Annotated in this window: 16 protein-coding genes; 4 read left to right on the top strand and 12 right to left on the bottom strand. The window is 74.6% G+C overall.

Features of this window, described 5'->3' with window-relative positions:
- Positions 1–9 precede the first annotated feature (9 nt).
- Positions 10–1,533, bottom strand: a complete 1,524-nt coding sequence (locus ACOACO_RS04220) for a DHA2 family efflux MFS transporter permease subunit (RefSeq protein WP_420295000.1) — start codon at positions 1,531–1,533, stop codon at positions 10–12.
- A 90-nt stretch (positions 1,534–1,623) separates the two neighbouring features.
- Between ACOACO_RS04220 and ACOACO_RS04215 the strand changes: the two genes are divergently transcribed.
- Positions 1,624–2,289 (top strand): TetR family transcriptional regulator, encoded by a 666-nt coding sequence (locus ACOACO_RS04215; protein ID WP_420294999.1) that lies wholly within the window; start codon positions 1,624–1,626, stop codon positions 2,287–2,289.
- On the opposite strand, the gene ACOACO_RS04210 is transcribed toward ACOACO_RS04215, so the two are convergent.
- Together ACOACO_RS04210 and ACOACO_RS04205 are read right to left on the bottom strand one after the other, a co-directional pair.
- Complete coding sequence (locus tag ACOACO_RS04210; protein WP_420294998.1) at positions 2,270–2,899, bottom strand: NTP transferase domain-containing protein; 630 nt, start codon at positions 2,897–2,899, stop codon at positions 2,270–2,272. The genes ACOACO_RS04215 and ACOACO_RS04210 overlap by 20 nt on opposite strands.
- A gap of 115 nt (positions 2,900–3,014) precedes the next feature.
- Positions 3,015–7,208 carry a family 78 glycoside hydrolase catalytic domain gene (locus tag ACOACO_RS04205; RefSeq protein ID WP_420294997.1) on the bottom strand — a complete coding sequence of 1,398 codons (4,194 nt, stop codon included), beginning with the start codon at positions 7,206–7,208 and terminating at the stop codon, positions 3,015–3,017.
- A 227-nt stretch (positions 7,209–7,435) separates the two neighbouring features.
- Here ACOACO_RS04205 and ACOACO_RS04200 point away from each other — a divergent pair, with 227 nt between their 5' ends.
- Together ACOACO_RS04200 and ACOACO_RS04195 are read left to right on the top strand one after the other, a co-directional pair.
- Complete coding sequence (locus ACOACO_RS04200; RefSeq protein ID WP_420294996.1) at positions 7,436–8,080, top strand: hypothetical protein; 645 nt, start codon at positions 7,436–7,438, stop codon at positions 8,078–8,080.
- A gap of 211 nt (positions 8,081–8,291) precedes the next feature.
- Entirely contained in the window at positions 8,292–9,533 is a 1,242-nt protein-coding gene (locus ACOACO_RS04195) for a DUF222 domain-containing protein (protein ID WP_420294995.1), read from the top strand.
- Positions 9,534–9,841: 308 nt separating this feature from the next.
- Here ACOACO_RS04195 and ACOACO_RS04190 read toward each other — a convergent pair whose 3' ends face one another.
- The 5 genes from ACOACO_RS04190 to ACOACO_RS04170 all read right to left on the bottom strand — a co-directional run bounded on the left by ACOACO_RS04190 (position 9,842) and on the right by ACOACO_RS04170 (position 16,251).
- Positions 9,842–11,173, bottom strand: coding sequence for a serpin family protein (locus tag ACOACO_RS04190; RefSeq protein WP_420294994.1), 1,332 nt, complete (start codon positions 11,171–11,173; stop codon positions 9,842–9,844).
- A gap of 35 nt (positions 11,174–11,208) precedes the next feature.
- Complete coding sequence (gene lpdA / locus ACOACO_RS04185; protein WP_420294993.1) at positions 11,209–12,612, bottom strand: dihydrolipoyl dehydrogenase; 1,404 nt, start codon at positions 12,610–12,612, stop codon at positions 11,209–11,211.
- A 29-nt stretch (positions 12,613–12,641) separates the two neighbouring features.
- Positions 12,642–14,075 (bottom strand): dihydrolipoamide acetyltransferase family protein, encoded by a 1,434-nt coding sequence (locus ACOACO_RS04180; protein ID WP_420294992.1) that lies wholly within the window; start codon positions 14,073–14,075, stop codon positions 12,642–12,644.
- A 62-nt stretch (positions 14,076–14,137) separates the two neighbouring features.
- Positions 14,138–15,169 carry an alpha-ketoacid dehydrogenase subunit beta gene (locus ACOACO_RS04175; protein ID WP_420294991.1) on the bottom strand — a complete coding sequence of 344 codons (1,032 nt, stop codon included), beginning with the start codon at positions 15,167–15,169 and terminating at the stop codon, positions 14,138–14,140.
- Entirely contained in the window at positions 15,166–16,251 is a 1,086-nt protein-coding gene (locus tag ACOACO_RS04170) for a thiamine pyrophosphate-dependent dehydrogenase E1 component subunit alpha (RefSeq protein WP_420294990.1), read from the bottom strand. The genes ACOACO_RS04175 and ACOACO_RS04170 overlap by 4 nt, the downstream gene beginning before the upstream one ends.
- A 190-nt stretch (positions 16,252–16,441) precedes the next feature.
- Between ACOACO_RS04170 and ACOACO_RS04165 the strand changes: the two genes are divergently transcribed.
- Positions 16,442–16,957 carry an Lrp/AsnC family transcriptional regulator gene (locus tag ACOACO_RS04165; protein WP_420294989.1) on the top strand — a complete coding sequence of 172 codons (516 nt, stop codon included), beginning with the start codon at positions 16,442–16,444 and terminating at the stop codon, positions 16,955–16,957.
- 208 nt (positions 16,958–17,165) lie between these two features.
- Here ACOACO_RS04165 and ACOACO_RS04160 read toward each other — a convergent pair whose 3' ends face one another.
- From ACOACO_RS04160 to ACOACO_RS04145, 4 genes are all read right to left on the bottom strand, one after another.
- A complete protein-coding gene (locus ACOACO_RS04160) occupies positions 17,166–19,064 on the bottom strand; it encodes a helix-turn-helix domain-containing protein (RefSeq protein ID WP_420294988.1) in 1,899 nt (632 codons plus the stop codon).
- 47 nt (positions 19,065–19,111) lie between these two features.
- Entirely contained in the window at positions 19,112–20,146 is a 1,035-nt protein-coding gene (locus tag ACOACO_RS04155; protein ID WP_420294987.1) for an alpha/beta hydrolase fold domain-containing protein, read from the bottom strand.
- Entirely contained in the window at positions 20,143–20,988 is an 846-nt protein-coding gene (locus ACOACO_RS04150) for an alpha/beta fold hydrolase (RefSeq protein WP_420294986.1), read from the bottom strand. The genes ACOACO_RS04155 and ACOACO_RS04150 overlap by 4 nt, the downstream gene beginning before the upstream one ends.
- Before the next feature lie 65 nt (positions 20,989–21,053).
- A complete protein-coding gene (locus tag ACOACO_RS04145) occupies positions 21,054–22,628 on the bottom strand; it encodes an ABC transporter substrate-binding protein (RefSeq protein WP_420294985.1) in 1,575 nt (524 codons plus the stop codon).
- Between the last annotated feature and the right edge of the window lie 47 nt (positions 22,629–22,675).

Here is a 22,675-nt window from a genome sequence, read left to right as displayed (position 1 = left end):
GCGAGGAGCTCAGTGCACGGCGGGCCGGTCCGCCGCGGCGGCCTCCCCCACGACCGCAGGCGGCCGGCGCACGAAGAGCGCGACGACGACCGCGAGCGCGGAGATGATGCCGCCCCACAGGAGCGCGGCGTGCACGCCCTCGGCGGTCGCGGCGGCGACGTCGAGACCGGCCTCGAGCTCGGCGGTCGAGCGGCGCGTCATCACGGTGATGAACAGGGCGGTGCCGGCGGCGCCGGCGACCTGCTGGACGGTGCCGACGATGGCGCTGCCGTGCGAGTAGATCTGCGGCGGCAGCGAGCCGAGCGCGGAGGTGAGCAGCGGCGTGAACATGAGCGCCAGGCCGATGCTCAGCACCACGTGGATCGCCACGACCATGCCGAGCGAGGTGTCCTGGCCCAGCATCGACATCGACCACAGGGCGACCGACGCGATGACGGCGCCGGGAGCGACGAGCGGGCGCGGGCCGTGCTCGTCGAAGAGGCGGCCGACGATCGGCGCCAGCAGACCCATGACGAGGCCGCCGGGCAGCAGCACGAGGCCGGTCTGCAGGGTCGACTCGCCGAGCACCGTCTGCAGGTAGATCGGGAGCAGGATGAGCGTGCCGAACAGCGCCATCATGCTGACCGCGACGAGCGCGACCGCGATGGAGAAGGTCGGGGTCGCGAAGGCGCGCAGGTCCATCAGCGCGCGCTCCTTCAGCGCCAGCTGCCGCGTGACGAACGCGGCGAGCGCGACGCCACCGACGACGAGCGGGATCCACGGCGCGACCGGGGCGTGGCCGCCGGCGGACTCGCCGATGCTCGACAGGCCGTAGATGAGGCCGGCGAAGCCGAGCGCGGAGAGCACGACGGAGAGCACGTCGAGGCTCGGGCGGGTCGGGGTCGTCACGTTGCGCACCCAGATCGCGCCCAGCAGCAGCGAGGTCAGCGCGATCGGCAGCACGATCCAGAACATCCAGCGCCAGCTCAGCGACTGCAGGATGAGGCCGGAGACCGTCGGGCCGATCGCGGGGGCGACGGAGATGACGATGGAGATCGTCCCCATCATCCGGCCGCGGCGCTCGGGCGCGACCGTGGTCAGGATGGTCGTCATCAGCAGCGGCATCATGATCGCCGTGCCGACCGCCTGCACGACGCGGCCGACGACGAGCACCTCGAAGCCGGGCGCCAGCGCGGCCAGCAGCGTGCCGGCCGAGAAGGTCGACATCGCGAACAGGAAGACGGTGCGCACGTGCAGGCGCTGCAGCAGCCAGCCCGTGAGCGGGATGACGACGGCCATCGTCAGCAGGAACGCCGACGTCAGCCACTGCGCACGCGCCGCGGTGATGTCGAGGTCCTGCATCAGCTCGGGCAGCGCGACGCCCATGATCGTCTCGTTGAGGATCACGACGAAGGCCGACACGACCAGCAGGGGTACGACGGCACGCGGCACCGCGGGCGGCGCGGCGGAGGCGTTGGTGGTGGGGCCGGCGGCGGGGCCGGAGGTGGGGCTCGGGGTGGGGTTCTGCGGGGGCACGGTCTGCTCGGTGGTCACACGGGTCCTTTCTCGACCGGCCTATTCTGGCAGTCACTGCCAAGAAGGCACGAACTGCCGTCGACTACAGTCCGTCGACGAGGAGGCGTGATGACGACCGAGGTGACCGGCACGACGCCCGTGGGCGAGGAGCCGTTGCGCCGTCGGCGGCGGCGCCAGACCGAGCAGGACATCTGCGAGGCCGCGCTGACCCTCTTCGAGGAGCACGGGGTCGCGGGCTGCACCGCCGACGACATCGCGCGGGCCGCGGGAGTCTCGTCGCGCACGTTCTTCCGGTACGCCGTGACGAAGGAGCGCGCCGCACTGGTCGTGACCGGCGACATCGAGGACGCGTTCGAGCAGGGGGTGGCCGCGCTGCGCCCCGACGAGCCGCTGCTGCCGCAGCTCGAGGCGCTGTGGGTCGAGGTGCTGCGCCGCCACGAGAACGGGCGGAGCCCGTCGGGGCGCCAGCTGCGGCGCGTCTACCGGCTGCTGCGCACCGAGCCGAGCCTGCGCGCGGCGGCCGTGGCGGTCGACGACGAGCGGCGGGCCGGGTTCGCCTGCGCGCTCGCCGAGCTGACCGGCGCGGCGCCCGACGACCCGACGCCCCACATCCTGGTGGAGACCACGACGGCCGTGGTGCGCGTGGCGATGGACCGGTGGGCCGAGCAGCTCGAGGCCGCCCCGGGCGGGCCGGGCGGGCCCGAGCCCGACCTGGTCGCGCTCTACGAGCAGGCCGTGGCGGCGTTCCGCGCCGTCACGATCCCGGTGGCCTGAGCCCGGTCGCTCCCGCGTCGCGGGCGGCGTCCCAGGTGTCGACGTCCTCACCCTCCCGCTCGCGCGCGGGCACCTCGACGAGGCGCAGGCCGCCGACGAGCACGTGCACCGGCAGTCCCGCCCGGTCCCCCGGCGGCGGCGCGGCCGCCCGCACGGCAGCCACGTCGAGCGCCATCGCGAGCTGACGCCGGCCGTCCGGCGCCAGCAGCACGGCGCCATCGGCACCGCCGTCGGCGCCGTCAGCACCGTCCGGTCCCGCCGGCCCGCCCGCGCCGCCGAGTGCTGCGACGAGCCGCGTCACCGTCGCCGCGGTCACGTGGGGCATGTCGACGGCGAGCACGACGACGCGGTCGACCGCGTCCCCGAGCGCGGCCACCCCGGCGAGCAGGCCCGCGGCGGGTCCGCCGTACGCCGGCTCCTCCCGCACGAAGGTGACCGGCCGCTCCGTCGGCACGACGGGCCCGACCACCACGACCTCGGTCGTCGCGGCGCAGGCGTCGAGCGCCCGGTCGAGCAGGGTGCGCCCGCCGACGACGAGGCGCGCCTTCTCGACGCCCCCGAGCCGGCTGCCCCGGCCCCCGGCCAGCACGACGCCCGCGAGGTCACCCACGACGCCCAGCCTGCCAGTCCGGGCCCGGACGCCCGACGGGGCCGGGACCTCGTGGGTCCCGGCCCCGCCGGTGGTGGTGCGGTCCAGCCCGGTCGCGGCCCGGCCGGGCCCCGGGTCAGGGGCGCCCGGTCGGGGTCGCCCAGATCCAGAAGTGACGCTGGCTCACCCGGTAGGTGTCGTCGTCCGGGACGAACACGACGCCGACCTGGTAGCTGCCCTTGGTGCGCGGCAGCACGGGGGTGGCCACCTGGCGGCGGGCGCCGTCGTACGCGAACGCGGTCGCGGTGACCTGCGCCGTGCCCGCGCGGCGGATGGTGACGAACACCGTGCCGGAGACCGCCGAGCCGTCCTCGCCCTCGAAGAACACCGAGATGGGCTTCGCGGTGCCGAGGCGGCCGTAGTTCCACGGGCTCTGCGGCGCCACGTTCGAGCCGGTGCCGTAGAGGCCCGGTCGCGGCGCGGGGGCCACGTCCAGGCTGCCCGCCGGGGCGGTGTTGCCCGCGAGGTCGGTGACCTCCCACGTCACCGTGGTGCGCTCGTCGCCGACGGGGAACGGCTCGGTGTAGTCGGTCCACTCGCCGTCGCCGACCCGGTAGCGGACCGAGGCGACGCCCGACGGCCGGTCGGCCGCCGCGATCGTGACCCGCCGGTCGGCGCCCAGCGTGGCGGTGGCGGTCGGCAGCGTGGCGTCGACCTTCACCGCCAGCGAGCCCTCACCGCCGGTGACGTCCCCGCGGACCTTGCGCCAGCGCACGTCGTACGAGCCCTCGGCCAGGGCGACCGGGGCGGTGTAGGCCGTCCACGCGCCGTCACCGACGGCGTACTGCACCTCGACGCCCTCGGGCACCTCGGCGGTGAGGGTCAGCTCGGCGTCCGCGCCGTACCAGCCGTCCTGGCCCGCGTCGGAGACGCTCGCCTCGACCGGGCCGCCCGTGTCGGCCTCCTCGGCGAAGGTCCACGTGCCCGACCCGATGCGGTAGACCGCCCGGCCGTCCGCGACCGAGACGCGCTCGGCCTCGACGGCGCCGTTGCGGGCGGCGAAGGCGTTGCCCTCCGCCACCGGCAGCGAGACGGTGGCCGTGGCGTTGACCGGCACCGTGACGGTGGCCGCCGTGCCGGCGCCGCTGCGGTCCCAGGCCACGCTGACCGGCCCGCGCTGCGTGTGCACCGTGCCGGAGGCCTCCTCGAGGCTGATGTCGGGCACCACGACCTCGAGCGCGGCGGCGCCGGGCTCGGCCAGGCGGATGCCGACGATCTGCTCGACGACGTCGGCCATCGTGTTGGTGCTCCAGCCGTGCGAGAGGCTGTTGGCCGAGCTGTCCTGCACCCACGACTCGGGGGTGAAGGTGTTGCCCTCGGCGAGCGTGCGGGCCCAGCCGTGGTCGTCGGGGTTGGTGAGCAGGCGCAGCAGCGCCTCGTCCTGCCCGTTCTCGCCCAGCGCCTGCGCGAGCCAGTGGACCGTCATCGGGCCCTGGCGCATGCCCATCCCCGCGATCGCCTCGGCGAGCGCGGGCCGGTCGGCCTCGGGGGCGACGTCGAACGCGAGGGCGTACGAGGTGGCGTGCTGCCCCGCGACCGGGCTCTGCGAGCCGTCGGCCAGCAGACCGTCGACGTAGCGCCCGTCCTCGCGGCGGAGCGTGGCGTTCATCCGGTCGACCAGCTCGTCGCGCGCCGTGCGCAGGGCCGCGACGTCCGCCGCGTCCTCGCCGAGCAGCTCGCCCATCTCGGCGACCCGCGTGAGCACGTCGACGGAGAGCGCGTTGACGGTGGTGCGCGCCGTGGCGGTCATGTCGTATCCGAAGCGGCCGTGCTCGGGCCAGTCGACGATGCCGTGCAGGTAGGGGCCGCTGCCGCCCGAGAGCTGGGTGACGAGGCCCGCCGTGGGCCCGGTCTCGGGGATGTGGCGCAGCACGTAGCCCGCGGTGGCGCGGAGCTCGTCGTACGTCTCGGCGAGCATCGCGCGGTCGCCGGTCTGGCGGTAGTAGTTCCAGATCCAGCCCGGCACCGTCAGCGTGAAGTCGGGGATGTCCCGCTTGCCGTCGCCGTTGGGGTAGACCGCGTTGTAGCGGCCGGCGTCGTTGCCGGTCGTCCAGTAGCGGGCCTGCGAGTTCATGAACTCGCGGATCGCCTGGCGGCTGTGGGCCCGCTCGCCGAACGCGAGGGTCGTGGCCGCCGACAGGTTCACGGTGTCGTGGAGGAACTGGCCCTTCTCGCGGGTCGGGGTGTCGACGAACTGCTCCTGCACGGAGTAGAGGGCCGAGCGCTCCATGAGGTCCCAGACCGCGTCGAGGGTCTCGTCGGAGCTGTCGAAGTCGGCGTCGCGGCCCTCGGGCACGCTGCTGTGCACGACGGTGGCCGACACGTCGTCGACGGTGATCTCCTCGTCCGCCCCGGGGATCTCCAGGTAGCGGAACGCGAGGTGGGTGAAGGCGTCGAACTGCTGCTCGCCCGCGACCTGCGTGTAGGGGAACGACATGTTCGTGCCCTGCGTGGCGACGCGGTCGGTGGCGACGCGCCCGTCCGCGGCGAGGCGGTAGCTGGCCCGCAGCGGCAGGGTGCGCCCGGCGACGCCCTCGTCGAACGCGACCGAGGGGCGGGCGGGCACGACGGTGCCGAAGTCGGCGACCTGCGTGCCGTCGTCGGCGGTGAGGATCGCGACGGGATGCACGACCGTCTCGGTGATGCGGGGCTCCTGGCCGGTGAGGTGCGTGAACGGCGCGACCGGGTGGGCGCCGATCTCCTCGGCGGGGGCCCAGCCGCTGTCGTCGTAGCCGTACGACGTCCAGTCGCCGATGGCGGCCGCGAGGGTGGCGTCGTAGTGCTCGAGGTACTCACCCTCGCCGTTGCGGGTGCCGGCCGGGACGTACGGACCGCGGCGGGCGCGCCAGGTGTCGTCGGTGGTGATGACCTGCTCGGTGCCGTCGGCGTACTCGACGACGACCTTCGCGAGCAGACCGGGCACGCCGGCGGGACGGCCCTGGCCGCTGCTGTACCAGTGCAGCGTCGCCCCGAGCGCGAGCTGCGTCTTGCCGCGCACGAGGTCGGTGACGTCGGCGGCCTGGTAGTAGCCCTCGCCCGGGTAGGAGAACGACTGGCCGCGGTCGGCCCGCTCGCCGTCGATCGTCAGCTCGTAGGTGTGGCTGCCGGCGACGTAGCTGCGGGCGCGCACGACCTCCTTGTCGGCGAGCTCGACGTCGGTGCGCAGCAACGTGTAGTCGTCGGCCTCCTGCGTGCCGCCCGTGGGCACCACCCACTGCGCGAGGTCGCCCGAGAAGTCGTCGGCGAGCAGCACGGTCGCGCCGTCGAGGGAGGTGACACGCACGTCGTCGAACTCGCCGATGTCGGCGCCGCCCGAGTTCGCGGTGTGGCGGAAGCCGATCGTGCCCGCGGTCGAGCCCGCCGTCGACGGGTCGGTCCAGTCGTCGACGAGCCGGTCGTCGATGAAGGTCTGGATCCGCCGGCCCTCGACGCGGATGCGCACGTCGTACGTCGTGCCGAGGGTGATGGCGGGCGTGACGGGCACGGTACGGCGCGCGTCCTGCGGGTAGGAGCCGCCGGTGCGGCGGTGGGTCTTGAGCCCGTCCGGCGAGAGCTGCCACATGTAGCCGTTGGCGGCGTCGGGCGAGCGGAAGAGGATGCCGGCGCCCCGCGCGACCGGGGTGACCTTCATGGACACCTCGTAGTCGGTCCACTCGGCGCCCGAGCGGGCGCGGACGAACTCGTTGGCCGACGTGCCGCGGATGCGCAGCCGGTCCTCGTCGGTGATCATCACGTCGTTCGAGGCCGACGGCGTGCGCTTGATCCACGACGCGCCGCTCCACTCGGCGTCGGAGATGCCGGTGTCGAACGGCGCCGTCGCCGACCACGGCGAGGCCAGGTCGGTGGCGTCCCACGTGCGGACCCGCCAGGCGTAGCTGCTGCCCGAGGCCAGCGGGTCACCGGCGTACGCGACGTTCGACTGCTCCGCGGAGGCCTGCTGCCCGCTGTCCCAGACGACCTCCCCCGCGTCGTCGAGCACCTGCAGCTGGTAGGCGGTCTGCGTCTCGTTGGCGTCCGCGTCCTGCGGCAGCCAGGCGAAGCGCGGGGCGCCCTCGACGTTCATCGGGTGGTCGAGGTCGTTGGTGAGCAGGCCGACCGGGGCGGTGGGGGCCGTCCCGATCGCGGCCCCCAGCGCGGTGGTGGCTGCCTGCGGCAGCGGGACGGGTACGGCGCTCGCGGGCGCGACCGCGGTGGCGGCCAGACCGGCGGAGAGCAACGCGATGGTCGCGACAGCGGATCCGAGGCGCTGGGCGGAGGGAGAGGTCGTCATCGACTTCCTTCGATCGAGGGATGTGATGCAGAGCACGTCGAAGGTATAAAACGATTCAATCCGTGCGCAAGGTTCTGGCTTGAATCGTTTTGAGGGGTGGGAGGGGGTCGGGTGGGGCCTCGACGGTGGGTGACACCGCACCGGCCGCGTGCCCGCGAGCTCGCTCGCCGCGCGACAGGAGGGTCGCCGGGTGGTTGACTGGCGGAGGCGACGAACGGGGGACGAGCGTGCGGAAGACATGGGTGGCGGGTGTCGCGCTGGCTGCGGCGGCGGGGCTCGGCTGGGCGCCGTCCGTCGCGGCGCCGCAGTCGTCGTACACCTTCACCGACCCCACCCGCGACGTCGCCGCCGACCGGACGGTGGGCTTCGGCAGCAGCTTCACCCCGCGCATCGATCCCCAGGCCGTGGACGTGACACGGGTGGAGGTCGCCCTCACGGAGACGACGGTCTACGCACGCATCGACGTGCGGGACTTCTACGGGGCCGGTCGGGTCAGCGGCCGTCAGCAGGGCGAGCAGTACTTCTCGTTCGAGATGGGGTTCAACAACTTCCCCCTGATGGCCGGCAACGTCTTCTTCGGCGTCGACCAAGCGCCGCACGTCTACGCCGCGACCCACGCGGTGGCCTTCGCCTGGTCGGAACCCCCGCCGTTCGACGGCGGCCCGTGCCGCCACCCCGCGTCCGTCACGGCGTCTCCGGCCGACGACTGGGTCCTGCTGCGGTTGCCGGTGGCCTGCGCGACCAGCCCGATCCTCGAGGTCGACTACCTGTGGGGCCACGCCGGGCAGAACCTCGAGCTGCACGACGCGAACGGGCGCGTGCTGTCACGCCGCCTGTTCCGGGACTGGGCCCGGCCGGCCGACAGCAACTAGCCGGGGGCGGTCGGCACTAACGGTGGCCGGGGTGTCCGCGCGCAGGACCGGCGGTCGAGGTGGTCCAGGTGGCCGCATCCCCGGTGGTTGAGGTGCTCGCGCCAGCGAGCCTCGAAACCAGGACGCAGCGGTTCTGACCTGCGGAAACTCGTTCTGTGGAGAACCGTCGATCGTGGCCGGAAGTGTCGGTGGTCGCTGGTGTGATGGATCCATGACCGAGACAGCGCTGCACCCCATCGCCGGGGTCGCCGCGCGTCTGCACGAGGACCTCGACGACGGTTTCGACCTCGGTCTGCTGACCCTCGGCCCGACCGAGACCGGCGCGGCGCTCGTCGAGCTCGAACGGGCGGCGAACCGTCTGGCAGCGCTCCAGTCGCGGCTGCTGGCCCACGCCAGCGAGGCGCGTGTCGAGGACGAGGACGGCTCACCGTCGACTGCCGTGTGGTTCGCGAACGCGACGCAGGTGACGCGCGCGGAGGCCCACCGCCGCGTCCGCGTCGCGGTCGCCACCGACGAGCGGTACGACGCCCTCGCCGCCGCTTCCACCTCCGGCTCCGTGACGCCCGGCCAGGCCGACGTCATCGTGCGAGCGCTCGACGACCTCGGAGGCGACGTCGACGCCGGCGTCCGTGACGACGCGGAACGAGCCCTGGTCGGGTTCGCCGCCGACCACGACGCCCGGGACCTGCGGGTGCTGGGGCGCCGGATCCTCGACATCGTCGCGCCCGCGATCGGTGAGGCGCGTGAGGCGGAGCTGCTGGCGAAGGAGGAGCGCGAGGCGGCTGCGCGGGTCCGGCTCACGATGCGCGAGGACGGTCACGGGTGCGTCCACGGCCGGTTCACGGTGCCGGAGATGCACGGCGCGATGTTCGCCAAGATGCTCGACGCCATCGCCTCGCCCCGCCGCAACCACCTCCGCGTTGACGACACTGCCGACGTGCGGCCGTTGTGGGAGCGGCGCGGACAGGCGTTCGTCGAGCTCATCGAGCGGATGCGTGACGCCGACCTCCCCGATGCGGCCGGTGCGGGCGCGACGGTGGTGGTGACCATGTCGGTCGACACCCTGACGGGCGGCCTGGCCGCGGCTTCGCTGGACACCGGTCACCGCATCTCCCCGGGCGAGGCCCGACGGCTGGCCTGCAGCGCGGACCTGGCCCCGGCGGTCTTGGGCACCAAGAGCGAGGTCCTGGACCTCGGCCGTGCCGCGCGGTTCCACAACAAGCCGCAGCGCATCGCGCTGATCCTGCGCGACCAGGGCTGCACCGCCGAGGGCTGTGACGCCCCGCCCCATCGCTGCGAGGCCCACCACGACGACCCGTGGTCACGCGGCGGGAACACCTCCGTCGCACGGGGGCGGTTGCTGTGCTGGCGCCACCACCGCGTCGCGCACGACCCGACCTACCTCACGGAGAGACTCGGCACCGGCAAGCTCAGGTTCACGCGGCGGAACTGAGGAGCGCCCGCACCTGCGCCGATCCGTGGTTTCGAGGGCCGCTGGCGCGGCCACCTCAACCACCGAACCAGCGCGGCCACCTCGAGCCCCTCGGTGGTTGAGGTGGGTTGCTCTGGCAACCCCTCGAAACCACACGCGACCATCGCCGGGGTTTCGAGGGCCGCTGGCGCGGCCACCTCAACCAGCGGGCCAGCGCGGCCACCTCAACCACCGGGCCAGCGGGGCCACCTCAGCCACCGGACCCGCGCGGCCACCTCGACCACCGAACCCGCGCGGCCACCTCAACCACCGGATACGAGCGCCGCACCTCAGCCGGGGCGCTGGGACGGGTCGTCCACCCATCCCAGGAACACGGGCGTGCCGTGCGCGACGTCGTGGATGCAGTACGCGAACGGGCGGTCGAACGTGACGCTCGGCGGGGCCATCGCCGACATCGCCTCCACCCCCACCGCCGTCGCCGCGGCCGCCTCGGTGCCGGCCTCCGTCACCTCGATCCAGCCCTCGTGCACCACCGCACCGATCGCGAGGGCGACCTCGGTCGTCATGCCCGAGAGGTCGGCGGCGGGCGTGAACGCCGTCGGCATGCCGGCTGCGGACAACGCGTCCCCCAGCATCGCCGGCGTCCGCGTCTCCCACCGGGGCAGCACGACCTTCACTCGGTCGGCGGACTGCGCGGCGTCGAGCAGCTCGTCCAGCCCTCCGCCCGCGATCCGCTCGACCAGCGCCGCCGCCTCCCCGATCGCCGGCAGCATCACCGTCATCGCCAGCCGGCCGTCGGCGTAGGGCAGCCGCACCACCTCGACGCCGTCGCTGACGCCGTGCCCGTCCGCGACGGAGCTGCTCGACATCAGCGGCACCGTCACCTCCTCGCCGGCGCCCGTGGTGAACACCCCGTCCTCCGTGGCGTCGGCCTGGAACGCCGCCGCCCACGGCGCCTTGAAGTAGACCGCGTTGACGAGCACCAGCCGCGTGGCCGCCGTGATGGCACCGGCGGGCACGAGCTCGGGGATGCGGTCCTCGGTCCGGTCCGCCACCCAGCCGTTGACGGCGACGCGCCCCGCCTCGGGGTCGGCCTCGAAGTCGGCGAGCTGCAGGCCCGCGCCGTACGACGTCGCGAGCGCCTCGAGGAACGCCTGCTCCCACGTCACGCCCTGCTGGCCGAAGAGGCGGTTGGCGACAGCGAGGAGCACCTCCCCCTCCTCGCCGTCCGGCAGCGTCACCGGGCCCGCCAGGCCCTCGACGTGGAGGGTCAGCGCGTTCAGCCCGTCGCCCAGCGCGGCCGCGTCCCCGCCGAGCACGGCCTCCATCTCCGCGGCGGTCGCGCCCCGGGCGCCGGCCAGGGTCATCGCGAGCGCGACGGCCACCGAGTACGGCGAGACCACCGTGTTGCCGAGCCGCCCGTCCACGGTCAGACCGGCCTCCTCGGCGTGCGTCAGGAGGGCCGCCCCCACCGCGTGGACGCTCGCCGCGCCGACGGCGGCGAGCGCCGGGTCGACCTCGGCGCGCGGCACGTCGGCCGCCGCCAGGTCGAGGCCGCCGGTCGGGGCGGGCCCCTCCCCGCAGGCGGCGAGGGTCGGCGTGCCCGCCAGCAGGGCGAGCAGGCCCGCCAGTCGCAAGGTGTCCCGTCGAGTCAGCTCCATGCCCCTCGGACGCACGAGGGTCCGGAACGGTTCCGTCAGAGGTTGATCATGTGCCCCTGCAGGCCGTGGAACGCCTCCTGCAGCGCCTCCGACAGGGTCGGGTGCGTGTGCACGTTGCGGCTGAGCTCGAACGAACCGAGGTCCCACCGCTGCGCCAGGGTGAGCTCGGGCAGCAGCTCGGAGACGTCCGGGCCGACGAGGTGGGCGCCGAGCAGCTCGCCGTGCGGCTGGGCGGCGATCACCTTCACGAACCCGACCGGCTCGCCGAGGCCGTGGGCCTTGCCGTTGGCCGAGAAGGGGAACTTCGCGACGAGCACGTCGTGGCCCTCCTCGCGGGCCTGCGCCTCGGTGAGCCCGAACGACGCGACCTGCGGGTGGCAGAAGGTGGCGCGCGGCATCATCCGGTAGTCGCCGAGTTCCATGGTCGTCGCGCCCGCGATGGTCTCGGCCGCCACGACGCCCTGGGCCTCGGCCACGTGGGCCAGCGCCAGCTTCATCGTCACGTCGCCGATGGCGTGCACGTGCGGGGCGCTGGTGCGCATCCGCTCGTCGATCACGATCGCCCCGCGCGCGTCCACCTCGATCCCGGCCGCCTCGAGCCCGAGACCCTCCGTGTTGGGCGTGAACCCGGTCGAGAGCAGCACCCGGTCGACGACGACGGTCTCCGTCGCGTCGCCGCGGCGGTAGGTCACCTCGACGTCGTCGCCGCGGTCGACGACGGTCTCCACGGCCGCGCCGGTCACGGTGGTGACGCCGAGCTTGGCGTAGGCCCGCGCGATCTCCTTCGACACGTCGGCGTCCTCGGCGGGCAGCAGGCGGTCGGCGTACTCGACCACGGTGACGGCCACGCCGTACGCCTGCAGCACGTAGGCCATCTCCATGCCGATCGCGCCGGCGCCGACGACGAGCATCGAGCCGGGCAGGTCGCGGGCGAGGATCTGCTCCTCGTAGGTCACCACGTTGGCGCTGGTGGTGACGCCGGGCAGCATCGCGACGCGCGAGCCGGTGGCGACGATCGCGTGGGCGAAGCGCACCACCCGCTCGGCGCCGCCCTCGCCCGTCACCGTCAGCACGTGGCTGCCGGTGAACCGCGCGCGGCCGGCGATCTCTGTGATGCCGTTCTTCCTCATCAGGTAGTGCACGCCCTTGACCCGGCCCTCGGCCACGGTGCGGCTGCGGTCGAACGCGGCGCCGTAGTCGAAGGTCAGGGCGCCGCCGTCCACGCCGATGCCGAGCGCGGCCGCGTCGTGGCTCAGCGTGCTGACGAGCCCGGCGTTGTGGAGCAGCGCCTTGCTGGGGATGCAGCCCACGTTGAGGCACACGCCGCCCCAGTAGCGCTCCTCCACGACCGCGACGCGCTTGCCGAGCTGGGCCGCGCGGATCGCCGCGACGTACCCGCCCGGGCCCGCGCCGATGACGACGACGTCGAGCTCGTCCACGGGCTGCTCCCGGGGGTCGGGGCGGCCGCTCACAGCAGCGCCAGCCCGGGGTCGGTGAGGATCGCGGCGGTGTCGGCGAGCAGCTCGGAGCCCTGCTGGCCGTCGAGCACGCGGTGGTCGAACGACAGCGCGAGCTGGGTGACCCAGCGCGGCTCGATGCGCTCGGTGCCGTCCGCGTCGGTGACGACCCAGGGGGTACGGCGGACCGCGCCGAACGCGAGGATCGCGACCTCCCCGGGGTTGAGGATCGGGGTGCCGGTGTCGACGCCGAAGACGCCCACGTTGGTGATCGTGACGGTGCCACCGGCCTGGTCGGCCGGCGACGTCTTCCCGGCCCGCGCCGTGGCGGCCAGGTCGTTGATGGAGGCGCTGAGCTCGCGGAGCCCGAGCCGCTGGGCGCTCTTGATGTTCGGCACGATGAGCCCGCGCGGCGTGGCGGCGGCGATGCCGAGGTTCACCTCGCGCAGCTGCACGATCTCCTGCGCCTCCTCGTCCCAGCGCGAGTTCGCCTCGGGGGTGCGGGCCAGCGCGAGCAGGAACGCGCGGGCCACGAACGCCAGCGGGCTGACCTTCACGTCGCGGAACTCGCGCCGCTGCGTGACGGCGTCGCGCAGCTCCATCGTGCGCGTCATGTCGAGCGTGACGAACTCCGTCACGTGCGGCGCCGTGAACGCCGAGCGCACCATCGCGGCCGCCGTGTGCTTGCGGACGCCCTTGATGGGGATGCGCAGGTCGCCCTCGCCCGTGGCGACCGGCACCTCGGTCGGTACGGCGGCAGCACCGGCCGCCGCGCCCGCGGGGGCCGCGGGGCTCATCGGGTCGGGGTCAGACGTGCCGTCCGGGGCACCGCTCGGGGCACCGCCCGGCGCGCGACCCTCCGCCGCGTCGAGCACGTCGGCGCGGGTCGTGCGGCCCTCCGGGCCGCTGGGGGTGACCGCGGCCAGGTCGACGCCGAGCACCTTGGCGAGCTTGCGCACCGACGGCTTGGCGAGCACGGGCCGCTCGGCGGCGGGGGCCGTCGTACCGGCGCCCGCTCCCCCGCGGCGCCGCCGGCGGCGGCCGCCGGTGTCCTCGCGCGCGCCGTACCCGACGAGCAGCTTCGGCTCGGGCTCCCCGGCCTCCTCGTCCGCGGCGGTGTCCTCCGCGGCGGGGGCGGGGCTCGGGACCTCGGCGGGGACGTCGGCCTCGGCCGGCGCCTCCGTGGCGATGCTGATGATCGCCACGCCCACGTCGACCGTCTCGCCGACGGCGGCGTGCAGCTCGACGACGGTGCCGGCGAACGGGCTGGGCAGCTCGACGACCGACTTGGCGGTCTCGATGTCGACGAGCGGCTGGTTCACCTCGACGACGTCACCGACGGCGACGTGCCAGACCACGATCTCGGCCTCGGTGAGGCCCTCGCCCACGTCGGGGAGGAGGAAGCGGGAGACACCGGCCGGGGCGGGTGCGGAGACAGGGGACAACGGGAGGACCTTCCGGTGCTCAGGTGCTGACGTACGGGGGGTGGCGCGGGTCGGTGCTCGCGTCAGTGCTCGAGGCTGCGGTCGACGGCGTCGACGAGGCGGTCGACGTTCGGCAGCCAGTCCTCCTCGAGGCGGCTGGCGGGGTACGGCGTGTCGTAGCCCGTCACCCGGAGCACCGGCGCCTCGAGGGAGTAGAACGCCTCGTCCTGCACGCGCGCGGCGATCTCGGCGCCCAGCCCGGCGGTGCGCGAGGCCTCGTGGGCCACGACCAGGCGACCGGTGCGGCGGACGGAGTCCAGGATGGTCGCGTCGTCGATCGGGGAGAGCGAGCGCAGGTCGACCACCTCGACGCCGACGCCCTCCTCGGCGTACTGCTGCGCCGTCCTGAGCGCGGCCGGCACGAGCGCGCCGTACGTCACGATCGTGACGTCGTCGCCGGGGTGCACGACCCGGGCGCGGTCGAGGGCGGGGACGGTGGCGGCGGGGTCGACGTCGCCCTTGAGCCAGTAGGAGCGCTTCGGCTCGAGGAAGATCACCGGGTCGTCGCTGGCGATGGAGGCGCGCAGCAGGTGGTAGGCCTCGTGGGCGTTCGACGGGCTGACGACGCGCAGGCCGGCGGTGTGCGCGAAGTAGGCCTCGGGCGACTCGGAGTGGTGCTCGATCGCGCCGATGCCGCCGCCGACGGGGATGCGGACGACCACCGGCAGGGAGACGGCCCCGCCGGAGCGGTGCCGGTACTTCGCGAGCTGCGTGATGATCTGGTTCATCGCCGGGAAGACGAAGCCGTCGAACTGGATCTCGCACACGGGGCGGTAGCCGGCCATCGCGAGGCCGATGGCGCTGCCGACGATGCCGGCCTCGCCGAGGGGCGAGTCGACGACGCGGAGGTCGCCGAAGTCCTTCTGCAGGCCGTCGGTGACCCGGAAGACGCCGCCGAGCCGGCCGATGTCCTCGCCGATCAGCATGACCTTGTCGTCGCCGTCGAGCTCGTCGCGCAGGGCGCGGTTGAGCGCGTGGGCGATGGGGAGGCGCACGGGGCCGGCCACGGGCTCGTCGGCCTGCACGGGCGGGGTGACCATCGTGGGGGTGCTCATCGGTCCTGCTCCTCTCCGGCGGCCACGAACTCGAGGTGCTCGTGCATCTGCCGGGCCAGCTCGTCGGGCATGTCGGCCAGGGTGTTCTCGAACGGCGACGCGGCGGTCGGCACGGGTAGCGCGCGGCAGCCGGCCCGCAACCGCTCGGCCAGCGCCTGCTCCTCGACGGCCAGCGCGGACTCGGCGGCCTCGTCGAGCACGCCGGCGCCCGCCAGGTAGGAGCGCATGCGGGTCAGCGGGTCGCGGGCCTCCCACTCCTCGTTCTCCGTCACGGGGCGGTAGCGACCGTCGTCGTCGGAGGTCGTGTGGGGGTTGCGGCGGTAGGTGAACGCCTCGATGAGCGTGGGCCCGCCGCCGTCGCGCGCCGAGGCGAGCGCCGCCTCGGTGACCTGGCGGACGGCCAGCACGTCGTTGCCGTCGACCCGCACGCCGTCGAAGCCGAAGCCCTGGGCCCGCTGGGCCACCGGCACGCGGCTCTGCACGCTGTACGGCGAGGAGATCGCCCACTGGTTGTTCTGCACGAAGAAGACGACCGGCAGGTTCTGCGCGGCGGCCCACACGAACGCCTCGTTGCTCTCGCCCTCGCTCAGCGCCCCGTCGCCGAGGAACACCAGGACGGCGCGGTCGCGCTCCGGGTCGCCGGTGCCGACGTCGCCGTCCCGCACGATGCCCATCGCGTAGCCGACCGCGTGCAGGGCCTGCGCGCCGATGACGATCGTGTAGAGGTTGAAGTTCCGCTCCCGCGGGTCCCAGCCGCCCATCGTGGTGCCGCGGAAGAGGCCGAGCAGGTCGACCGGGTCGACGCCCCGGCACCAGGCCATGCCGTGCTCGCGGTACGTCGGGAACACGACGTCGCGGGGACGCAGCGCGTGACCGGCGCCGACCTGGGCGCCCTCCTGGCCGAGCAGCGAGGGCCACAGGCCCAGCTCGCCCTGGCGCTGCAGCGCGATGGCCTCGGTGTCGATGCGCCGCGCCATGACCATGTCGCGGTAGAGCGCGAGACCCTCGGCGGCGGTGGGTGCGGCGGTGGCCGCGTCCAACCGGCCGTCGGGCCCCAGGAGGGACAGGAGCGGGTGGTTCATGACGCCTCCGGCGGGTCGGGCGGGCAGGTGCGGTGGGTCAACGGTGGGACCGCTGCGCAGGGTGGTCAACAAGACCGCGGACAACTGAGCAGGTCGACCAGTAGACTGGCCCGGAGGCACGCGTGGACTGACCGAGATGCGCAGCCCGGAGGCGACCGACGTGACGCCGGTCACGATGAGAGGGTGCACCGTGGCCGACCTGGACCGACTGGACGCCGAGATCCTGGGCCGCCTCAGCGTGAACGCGCGGATGGGCGTCGCCGAGCTGGCCGGCGCCCTCGGGGTCGCCCGCAACACCGTGCAGGCGCGGCTGCGGCGCCTGGAGGACGAGGGCGTGCTGCGCGGCTACGGCACCGACGTCGACCTGCGCGCGGCCGGGCTGCACGTGCAGGCGTTCGTGGCGATCGAGCTCGACCAGAAGCGGCTGCCCGAGGTCATCGCGGCCCTGCGCGACACCCCCGAGGTGGTCGAGGTCGTCACCCAGGCGGGGCGCGAGGACCTGCTGGCCCGCGTCGCCGCCCCCGACCACCCGGCGCTCCAGGCCGTCGTGACGGGCATCATCGCGCTGCCCGCCGTGCGGCACACGACGACCACGCTCGCCGTCGGCACGCCCGTGCGCTACCGCGTGCAGCCGCTGCTGGAGAAGATCACCCGCACCCGCGGCTGGGGGCGCTCCACGCCCGCCCCGGACCCGAACGGCGGTTGAGGTGGTTTCGAGGGGTTGCCAGAGCAACCCACCTCAACCACCGGGCCGGCTCACGCCAGCGGCCCGGCCCGGTGGTCGAGGTGGCCGCGCCAGCGGCCCGGCCCGGTGGTTGAGGTGGCCGCGCCAGCGGCCCTCGAAACCACCCGGGAGCTGCCGAGCGTGGTTTCGAGGGGTTGCCGGAGCAACCCACCCCGACCACCGGGCCGGCTCACGCCAGCGGCACGTCGTCCATCAGCCGGCGCAGCTTCAGCGCGAGCTGGATCTCCAGCACCCGCTCGGGGTCGCGCCAGTCGGGGCCGAGCACCTCGGCGAGGCGGTCGAGCCGCTGGTAGAGCGTGTTGGCGTGCACGTGCAGCTCGGCGCAGGTGCGGGCGTGGTGCTGGGCCAGGCGCAGGAACGCCTCGAGCGTGCCTGTCAGGTCCCGCCCGCGCTCGGCGTCGTGGCGCAGCACCGGACCGACGGTCGCCTCGACGAAGGCGCCGATCTCGCCCCGTCCCGCCCGGCTGAACAGCGACCGGTAGACCCCGAGCTCGGCCGGCTGGGCCACGGCGGACTCCCGGCCGAGCGCGAGCAGCAGCGTCGCGGTCTGGCGGGCCTCCTCGTGGGCCGCCCGGATCGCCGCCCCTCCGCCACCGCAGGGGGCGACGCCGACCGCGGCCGGGGGCGCGTCCTCCACGAGGGCCAGCAGCCGGGTCCGGGCCTCCGCCGGCCCGATCCGCGGCACGAGCACCACGGCGTGGCCGGCGTGCTCGGCCGACCAGCCGCCGGTCGCGGCGGCGAGCCGCGTGGCGAGACGTACGGCGGGCCCGTGGTCGCGTACGCCCGCGTCGAGCACGACCACGGCGGTGACCGCGTCCAGGGCGATGCCGGCCGCCCGCGCACGCCGCCGGATGCTGGCGTCGTCGGCGTCGGGGGCCAGGAGCGCGCTGACCAGCTCGCCGCGGGTGCGCAGCTCGGCCTCGGCGACGGTGCGCTCCGACGACACCACCAGCGCGACCGAGGTGGCACCGATCTCCAGGAGCCGCACCTGCTGCTCGTCGACCGGGGACGCTCCGGCGGCGACGACGCAGCCGGCGTACCCGTCGCGGAGCGTCACCGGTGTGAGCGCGAGGTGGCGGCCGTCGGCCTCGGCGCGGCGCGTGCGGCCCCCGCCCCCGGCGAACCAGGCGGCGTCGGGCACGGCGCCGACGACGGCGGCCACCTCGGCGTCCGGGCCGGGCCGCTCCCCCGCGGCGTCGGCGACCCGCCCGTCGGCGACGAGCACCCGCACGTCGACCCCGACCGCCCGGCCGATGGCGGCCGCGACCTCGACGAGGCCCCCGCCGCGGATGACGACGTCGGTGAGGTCGGCCCGCAGGTCGGTGGCGCGCTGCCGCTCCGCGCTCGTGCGCCGCAGCGCGTCGTTGACGACCCGCTGCTCCTCGACGGCCGCCTGCACCTGCTCGAAGAGCGCGGCGTTGCGCAGCGCGATGGCGGCGTGGGAGGCGAGGCCGGCCAGCAGCTCGACCTCGTGCTCGGAGAACCGGCGGGGCCGCCGGTCGGCTGCGAGGAGCACGCCGATGGTGTCCTCCCCGACGCGCAGCGGGACGCCGAGGATGCCGCCGAGCTGCTCGCTCACCGCCACCGCGTCGGCGGTGCTGACGCGGCGCAGCCGGTCGTCCTCGAGGTAGGCCTCGGTCCACATGGGGCTCCCGCCGCGCAGCACCATGCCGCCGATGCCCTCGCCGTCGCGCAGCACGACGCCGCGCAGCGCGCTGCCCATCGACCCGTCGGCGACCTCGATGCGCAGGTCGGTCTCCTCGAACCGCAGCATGATGTAGGCGACGTCGACGCCGAGCAGGCGGCGCGCCTGGGCCGCGACCTCCTGCAGCACCTCGGAGGTGTCGCGCAGGTGGGCGAGGCGGCGCGCGAGGTCGTTGAGCACCGCGAGCTCCCGGGCGGCCTGCCGGCGCTCGGCCAGCAGCCGGCGCAGGACCTCGGCCTCCTCGGCCTCGGCCTCGATGCGGGCGCGCTCGTCCTCCCCGGCGTCCGCCAGCAGCGCGGAGCGGTGGGCGCGCAGCGCCTCGGCCGAGCCGTCGTCCGCGAGCAGGCCGAGCCAGGACGTCATGGGGCCCATGGTGCCTCCCACCGTCTGCTCCCGCCCGTTCCTCGGCTTCAGGCCCGTCGGCCGCGCGCGAGGCGGCGCAGCGCGGCGTACCGCGTGGCGTGCACCTGGCGGGAGACGGCCGCGCGGGGCGCGACGACGTCGAAGGCGTGCACCGCGCCGGGCACGACGTGCAGCTCGAGCGGCACCCCGGCGGCCGCGAGCCGGGCGCCGAACGCCAGCACCTCGGCGCGGAAGAGGTCGAGGTCGCCGGTGTCGAGGTACGTCGGGGGCAGCCCGGCGAGGTCGCTCGCGCGGGCGGGCGCGACGTACCCGTCGGGGCCGGCCTCCGCGCCGCCGAGCACGGCGTCCCAGGCGCGGCCGTTGGCGACGTGGGTCCAGGTGACGACCGGCCCGAGCGCGGGGTCGGGCTCCCGCGTGCGGTCGTCGAGCATCGGGTAGGCGAGCACCTGGCCCGCGAGGGGCCGGCGGCCCTGGTCGCGCCACGCCAGGGCGGTGGCGGCGGCGATCCCCCCGCCGCCCGAGTCGCCCATGACGCCGACCGCGTCCGGGTCGACGCCGAGCTCGTCGGCGCGCGCGTGGAGGAAGGCGAGCGCGGCCAGGCAGTCCTGCTGCGCCGCGGGGGCCGGGTGCTCCGGGGCCAGGCGGTACTCGACCGCCAGCAGCGGCACGCCGCTCTCGCCGGCGTAGCGGCGCACGACCGGGTCGTAGTCGTCGAGGTCGGCCGCGACCTGCCCGCCGCCGTGCACGAACACCGCGGCAGCGGTGCGTCCCGGGGTCGGCGCGGGCGCGGCGTCGTGCGGGGCGTACCAGCGCAGGGAGAGCACGGTGCCGTCGTCGCGCAGCACGTCGTACTCCGTCACCGTGACGTCGTCACGGGCCGGGATCAGGCTGCCGTAGTGGCGGAACGAGGGTGCCGCGCCGGCCCGCAGGGAGGCGACGTCGACCTGGTCGGGCGGGGTCGGGGGCAGCGCGTCGGCGAGCGCCGTGAACGCCGCGGTGAGCCCGGCGAGCACCTCGGGGTCGACGGCGGGCACCGTCGGCGCCACCTCGGCCGCCGCACGACCCTCCTGCTGCGTCGTCACGTCGGCAGCCCGGCGACGAACTCGACGAGGGCCTCGTTGAACCGCTCCGGCTGGTCGAAGTTGGCGGCGTGGCCGCAGTCCTCCAGCACGACCGCCCGCCCCTGCGGCGCGAGGGCGGCGGTCGCCGCGGCGTGCTCGGCGGGCCAGTACTGGCTGTCCCGCCCGGCCACCACGAGCACGGGCACGGCGGTGCGGGCCACGACGTCGCGCCAGTCCTGCAGCGCGTGGTCCTGCAGCAGCGGCAGGGTGGTCGGGTGCAGGCCCGGCATGAGGGTGGCGATCGCCTCCGCCGGGTCGCCGCCGACCCGCGCGGCGAGCACCTGGAGGGTGGCGAGGGTGCGCTCCGGCCCGGCGCCGCGACCGGTCTGCGGGATCGACTCCGCGAAGTACGTCGCCGCGTCGGCCCGCTCGTAGCCGTAGAACCCGAGGTCCCAGCCGTCGCCGTTGAGCATCCGCGGGGTCTGGTCGATGCTGACCACGGCCCGCGCCCGCGCGGTGCCGTGCAGGTCGAGCGCCGCCCAGATCGTGCTGGCGCCCTGGGAGCCGCCGACGAGCACGGCGTCGCTGATCTCGAGCTGCTCGAGCGCCTCGTGGAGGTCCTGGCCGTGGCGGCCCATCCGCTGCCCGTGGTCGGGGAAGTCGGAGAGGCCGTGGTTGCGCCGGTCGAGGCACACGACGCGGTGCCCCGCGGCGACGAGGGCGTCGACCTGCAACGCCCACGTCGCCGCGGAGGCCATGTAGCCCGCCACGAGGACCACCGTGGCACCACCGGGGGCCGACGCCGGCCCGGAGTCGGTGTGGTGCAGACGCACTCCGTCGGACGTGCGGATGGTGGTGGTCACGGTGGTCCTCCTGCGGGGGCTGCGACGGGGCTGCGGCGGGTGGAGCGGTACGGCGGTGCCGCGGGTCAGGACGCGGGCGTCCAGGACAGCACGTCGAGCGCGCCCGCGTTGCCGACGGTGCCGACGTCCTCCAGGCCGCGGGTGAACACGTACGACGAGCTCTGGATCAACGGCACGAACCAGGCCTGCTCGACCACGGCGCGGTTGAGCTCCACCGCGGCGTCCTCCACCTCGTCCTCGGGGGCGACGGCCAGGGCGTCGAAGGCGCCCATGACCTCCTCGCCCTGGCTGGCGAACGGGTTGAGCGGGGAGGCCGGCGAGGCGAAGTTCTGCAGCGCGTTGGTGAACATGTTCGTGCCCGCGTTGAAGAACACCGCGGCGTACTCACGGGTCGCCATGTCGGAGATGAGCTGGTTGATGTCGGCGCCCTCGCTCTTGATGTTCAGCGTCACGCCCACCTCGGCGAGCTGGGAGGCGACCGCCTGGGCCAGCGTGTCGGTCTGGAAGAGGCTGATGGAGAGCGCGTCGATCTCGAAGCCGTCGGCGTAGCCGGCGTCCGCGAGCAGCTCGCGGGCCCGGTCGGGGTCGTACTCGTAGGTCGACTCGAGGCTCTCGTCGTGCGCGTCGGTGCCGACGGGCGCGATCTGCGCCGTCGGGGTGTAGTCGCCACCGAGGGCGGTCGCGATCGACTCGCGGTCGACGGCGTGGTTGAGCGCCTGGCGCACCCGGACGTCGCCGAGGGGCTCGGTGACCTCGCCGGCACGGTCCATGAGGAACATGGCCTGCACGGCGCCCGGACCCTCGGCCACCTCGACGCCCGCGGCCTGGCGGGCCTGCTCGACGACCTCGGCCGTGGTGTTCATGTCGACCTGGACCTGGCCGCTCTGCAGGGCCTGGAGCGCGGCGTTGGTGTCGGGCAGCACCCGCACGACGACCTTCTCCCAGTGGATCGCCTCGGGGTTCCAGTAGTTCTCGTTCGGCACGAACGTGTAGTGGTCGCCGTCGACGGTCTGCGCGGTGTCCATGACGTAGGCACCGGCACCGAAGGTCTCCGACGTCAGCTTCTCCGGGTTGGCCAGCCCCGCCGGGCTGATGACGTTGCCCCAGTTCGACGACTGGCTGAAGACGACCGGGAGGATCGGGTTGGGCGCGGACAGGTTGACCGCGACGGTCTGCTCGTCCTTGACCTCCGCGCCGTCGACCCCGGTGAGGAAGTGGCTGAGCGGGCCCGGGTTGGCGACGTAGTGGTTGATCGTGTCGACCACCGACTGCGCGGTGACCGGCGTGCCGTCGGCGAACTCCGCCTCGGTGCGGATCGTCATCTCGAAGGCCTGGTTGCCCTCCCCGACGTACCCCCACTCGGTCGCGAGGCCGGGGCTGAAGGTGCCGTCGCTGTTGAGGCGGATCAGCGGCTCGTAGGACAGCCACTGCACGATGTTCTGCCCGCCGTTGCCGTTCTTGCCCGGGTCGAGGCTCTGCGGCTTGAGCGGCAGCGCGATCGTCAGCGTGTCCGTGGCGCTCGCCGAGCCGCCGGAGCCACCGCCGCCGCACGCGGCGAGCAGGGAGGCGCCGAGCGTCAGGGCGACGGTCGAGCAGGCGACGCGCCAGCGACGGCGGGTACGACGGGTGGGTGCGGACATGGTGGCTCCTCGGGTGGGTCGGGTGGTGACGAGGGGGACGCGGGCGG

This window comes from Nocardioides sp. CPCC 205120, from assembly GCF_048654585.1.
Taxonomy (GTDB): Bacteria; Actinomycetota; Actinomycetes; order Propionibacteriales; family Nocardioidaceae; genus Nocardioides.
The sequence above is the reverse complement of the archived record's forward strand: the minus strand, read 5'-3'. Positions and strand labels throughout refer to the sequence as shown.

Excerpts from the sequence above, each read along its gene's own strand:
- ACOACO_RS04175 (WP_420294991.1), bottom strand. The coding sequence starts at position 15,169 with ATGAGCACCCCCACGATGGTCACCCCGCCCGTGCAGGCCGACGAGCCC.
- ACOACO_RS04170 (WP_420294990.1), bottom strand. The coding sequence starts at position 16,251 with ATGAACCACCCGCTCCTGTCCCTCCTGGGGCCCGACGGCCGGTTGGAC.
- ACOACO_RS04190 (WP_420294994.1), bottom strand. The coding sequence starts at position 11,173 with ATGGAGCTGACTCGACGGGACACCTTGCGACTGGCGGGCCTGCTCGCC.
- ACOACO_RS04215 (WP_420294999.1), top strand. The coding sequence starts at position 1,624 with ATGACGACCGAGGTGACCGGCACGACGCCCGTGGGCGAGGAGCCGTTG.
- ACOACO_RS04195 (WP_420294995.1), top strand. The coding sequence starts at position 8,292 with ATGACCGAGACAGCGCTGCACCCCATCGCCGGGGTCGCCGCGCGTCTG.
- ACOACO_RS04145 (WP_420294985.1), bottom strand. The coding sequence starts at position 22,628 with ATGTCCGCACCCACCCGTCGTACCCGCCGTCGCTGGCGCGTCGCCTGC.
- ACOACO_RS04205 (WP_420294997.1), bottom strand. The coding sequence starts at position 7,208 with ATGACGACCTCTCCCTCCGCCCAGCGCCTCGGATCCGCTGTCGCGACC.
- ACOACO_RS04160 (WP_420294988.1), bottom strand. The coding sequence starts at position 19,064 with ATGACGTCCTGGCTCGGCCTGCTCGCGGACGACGGCTCGGCCGAGGCG.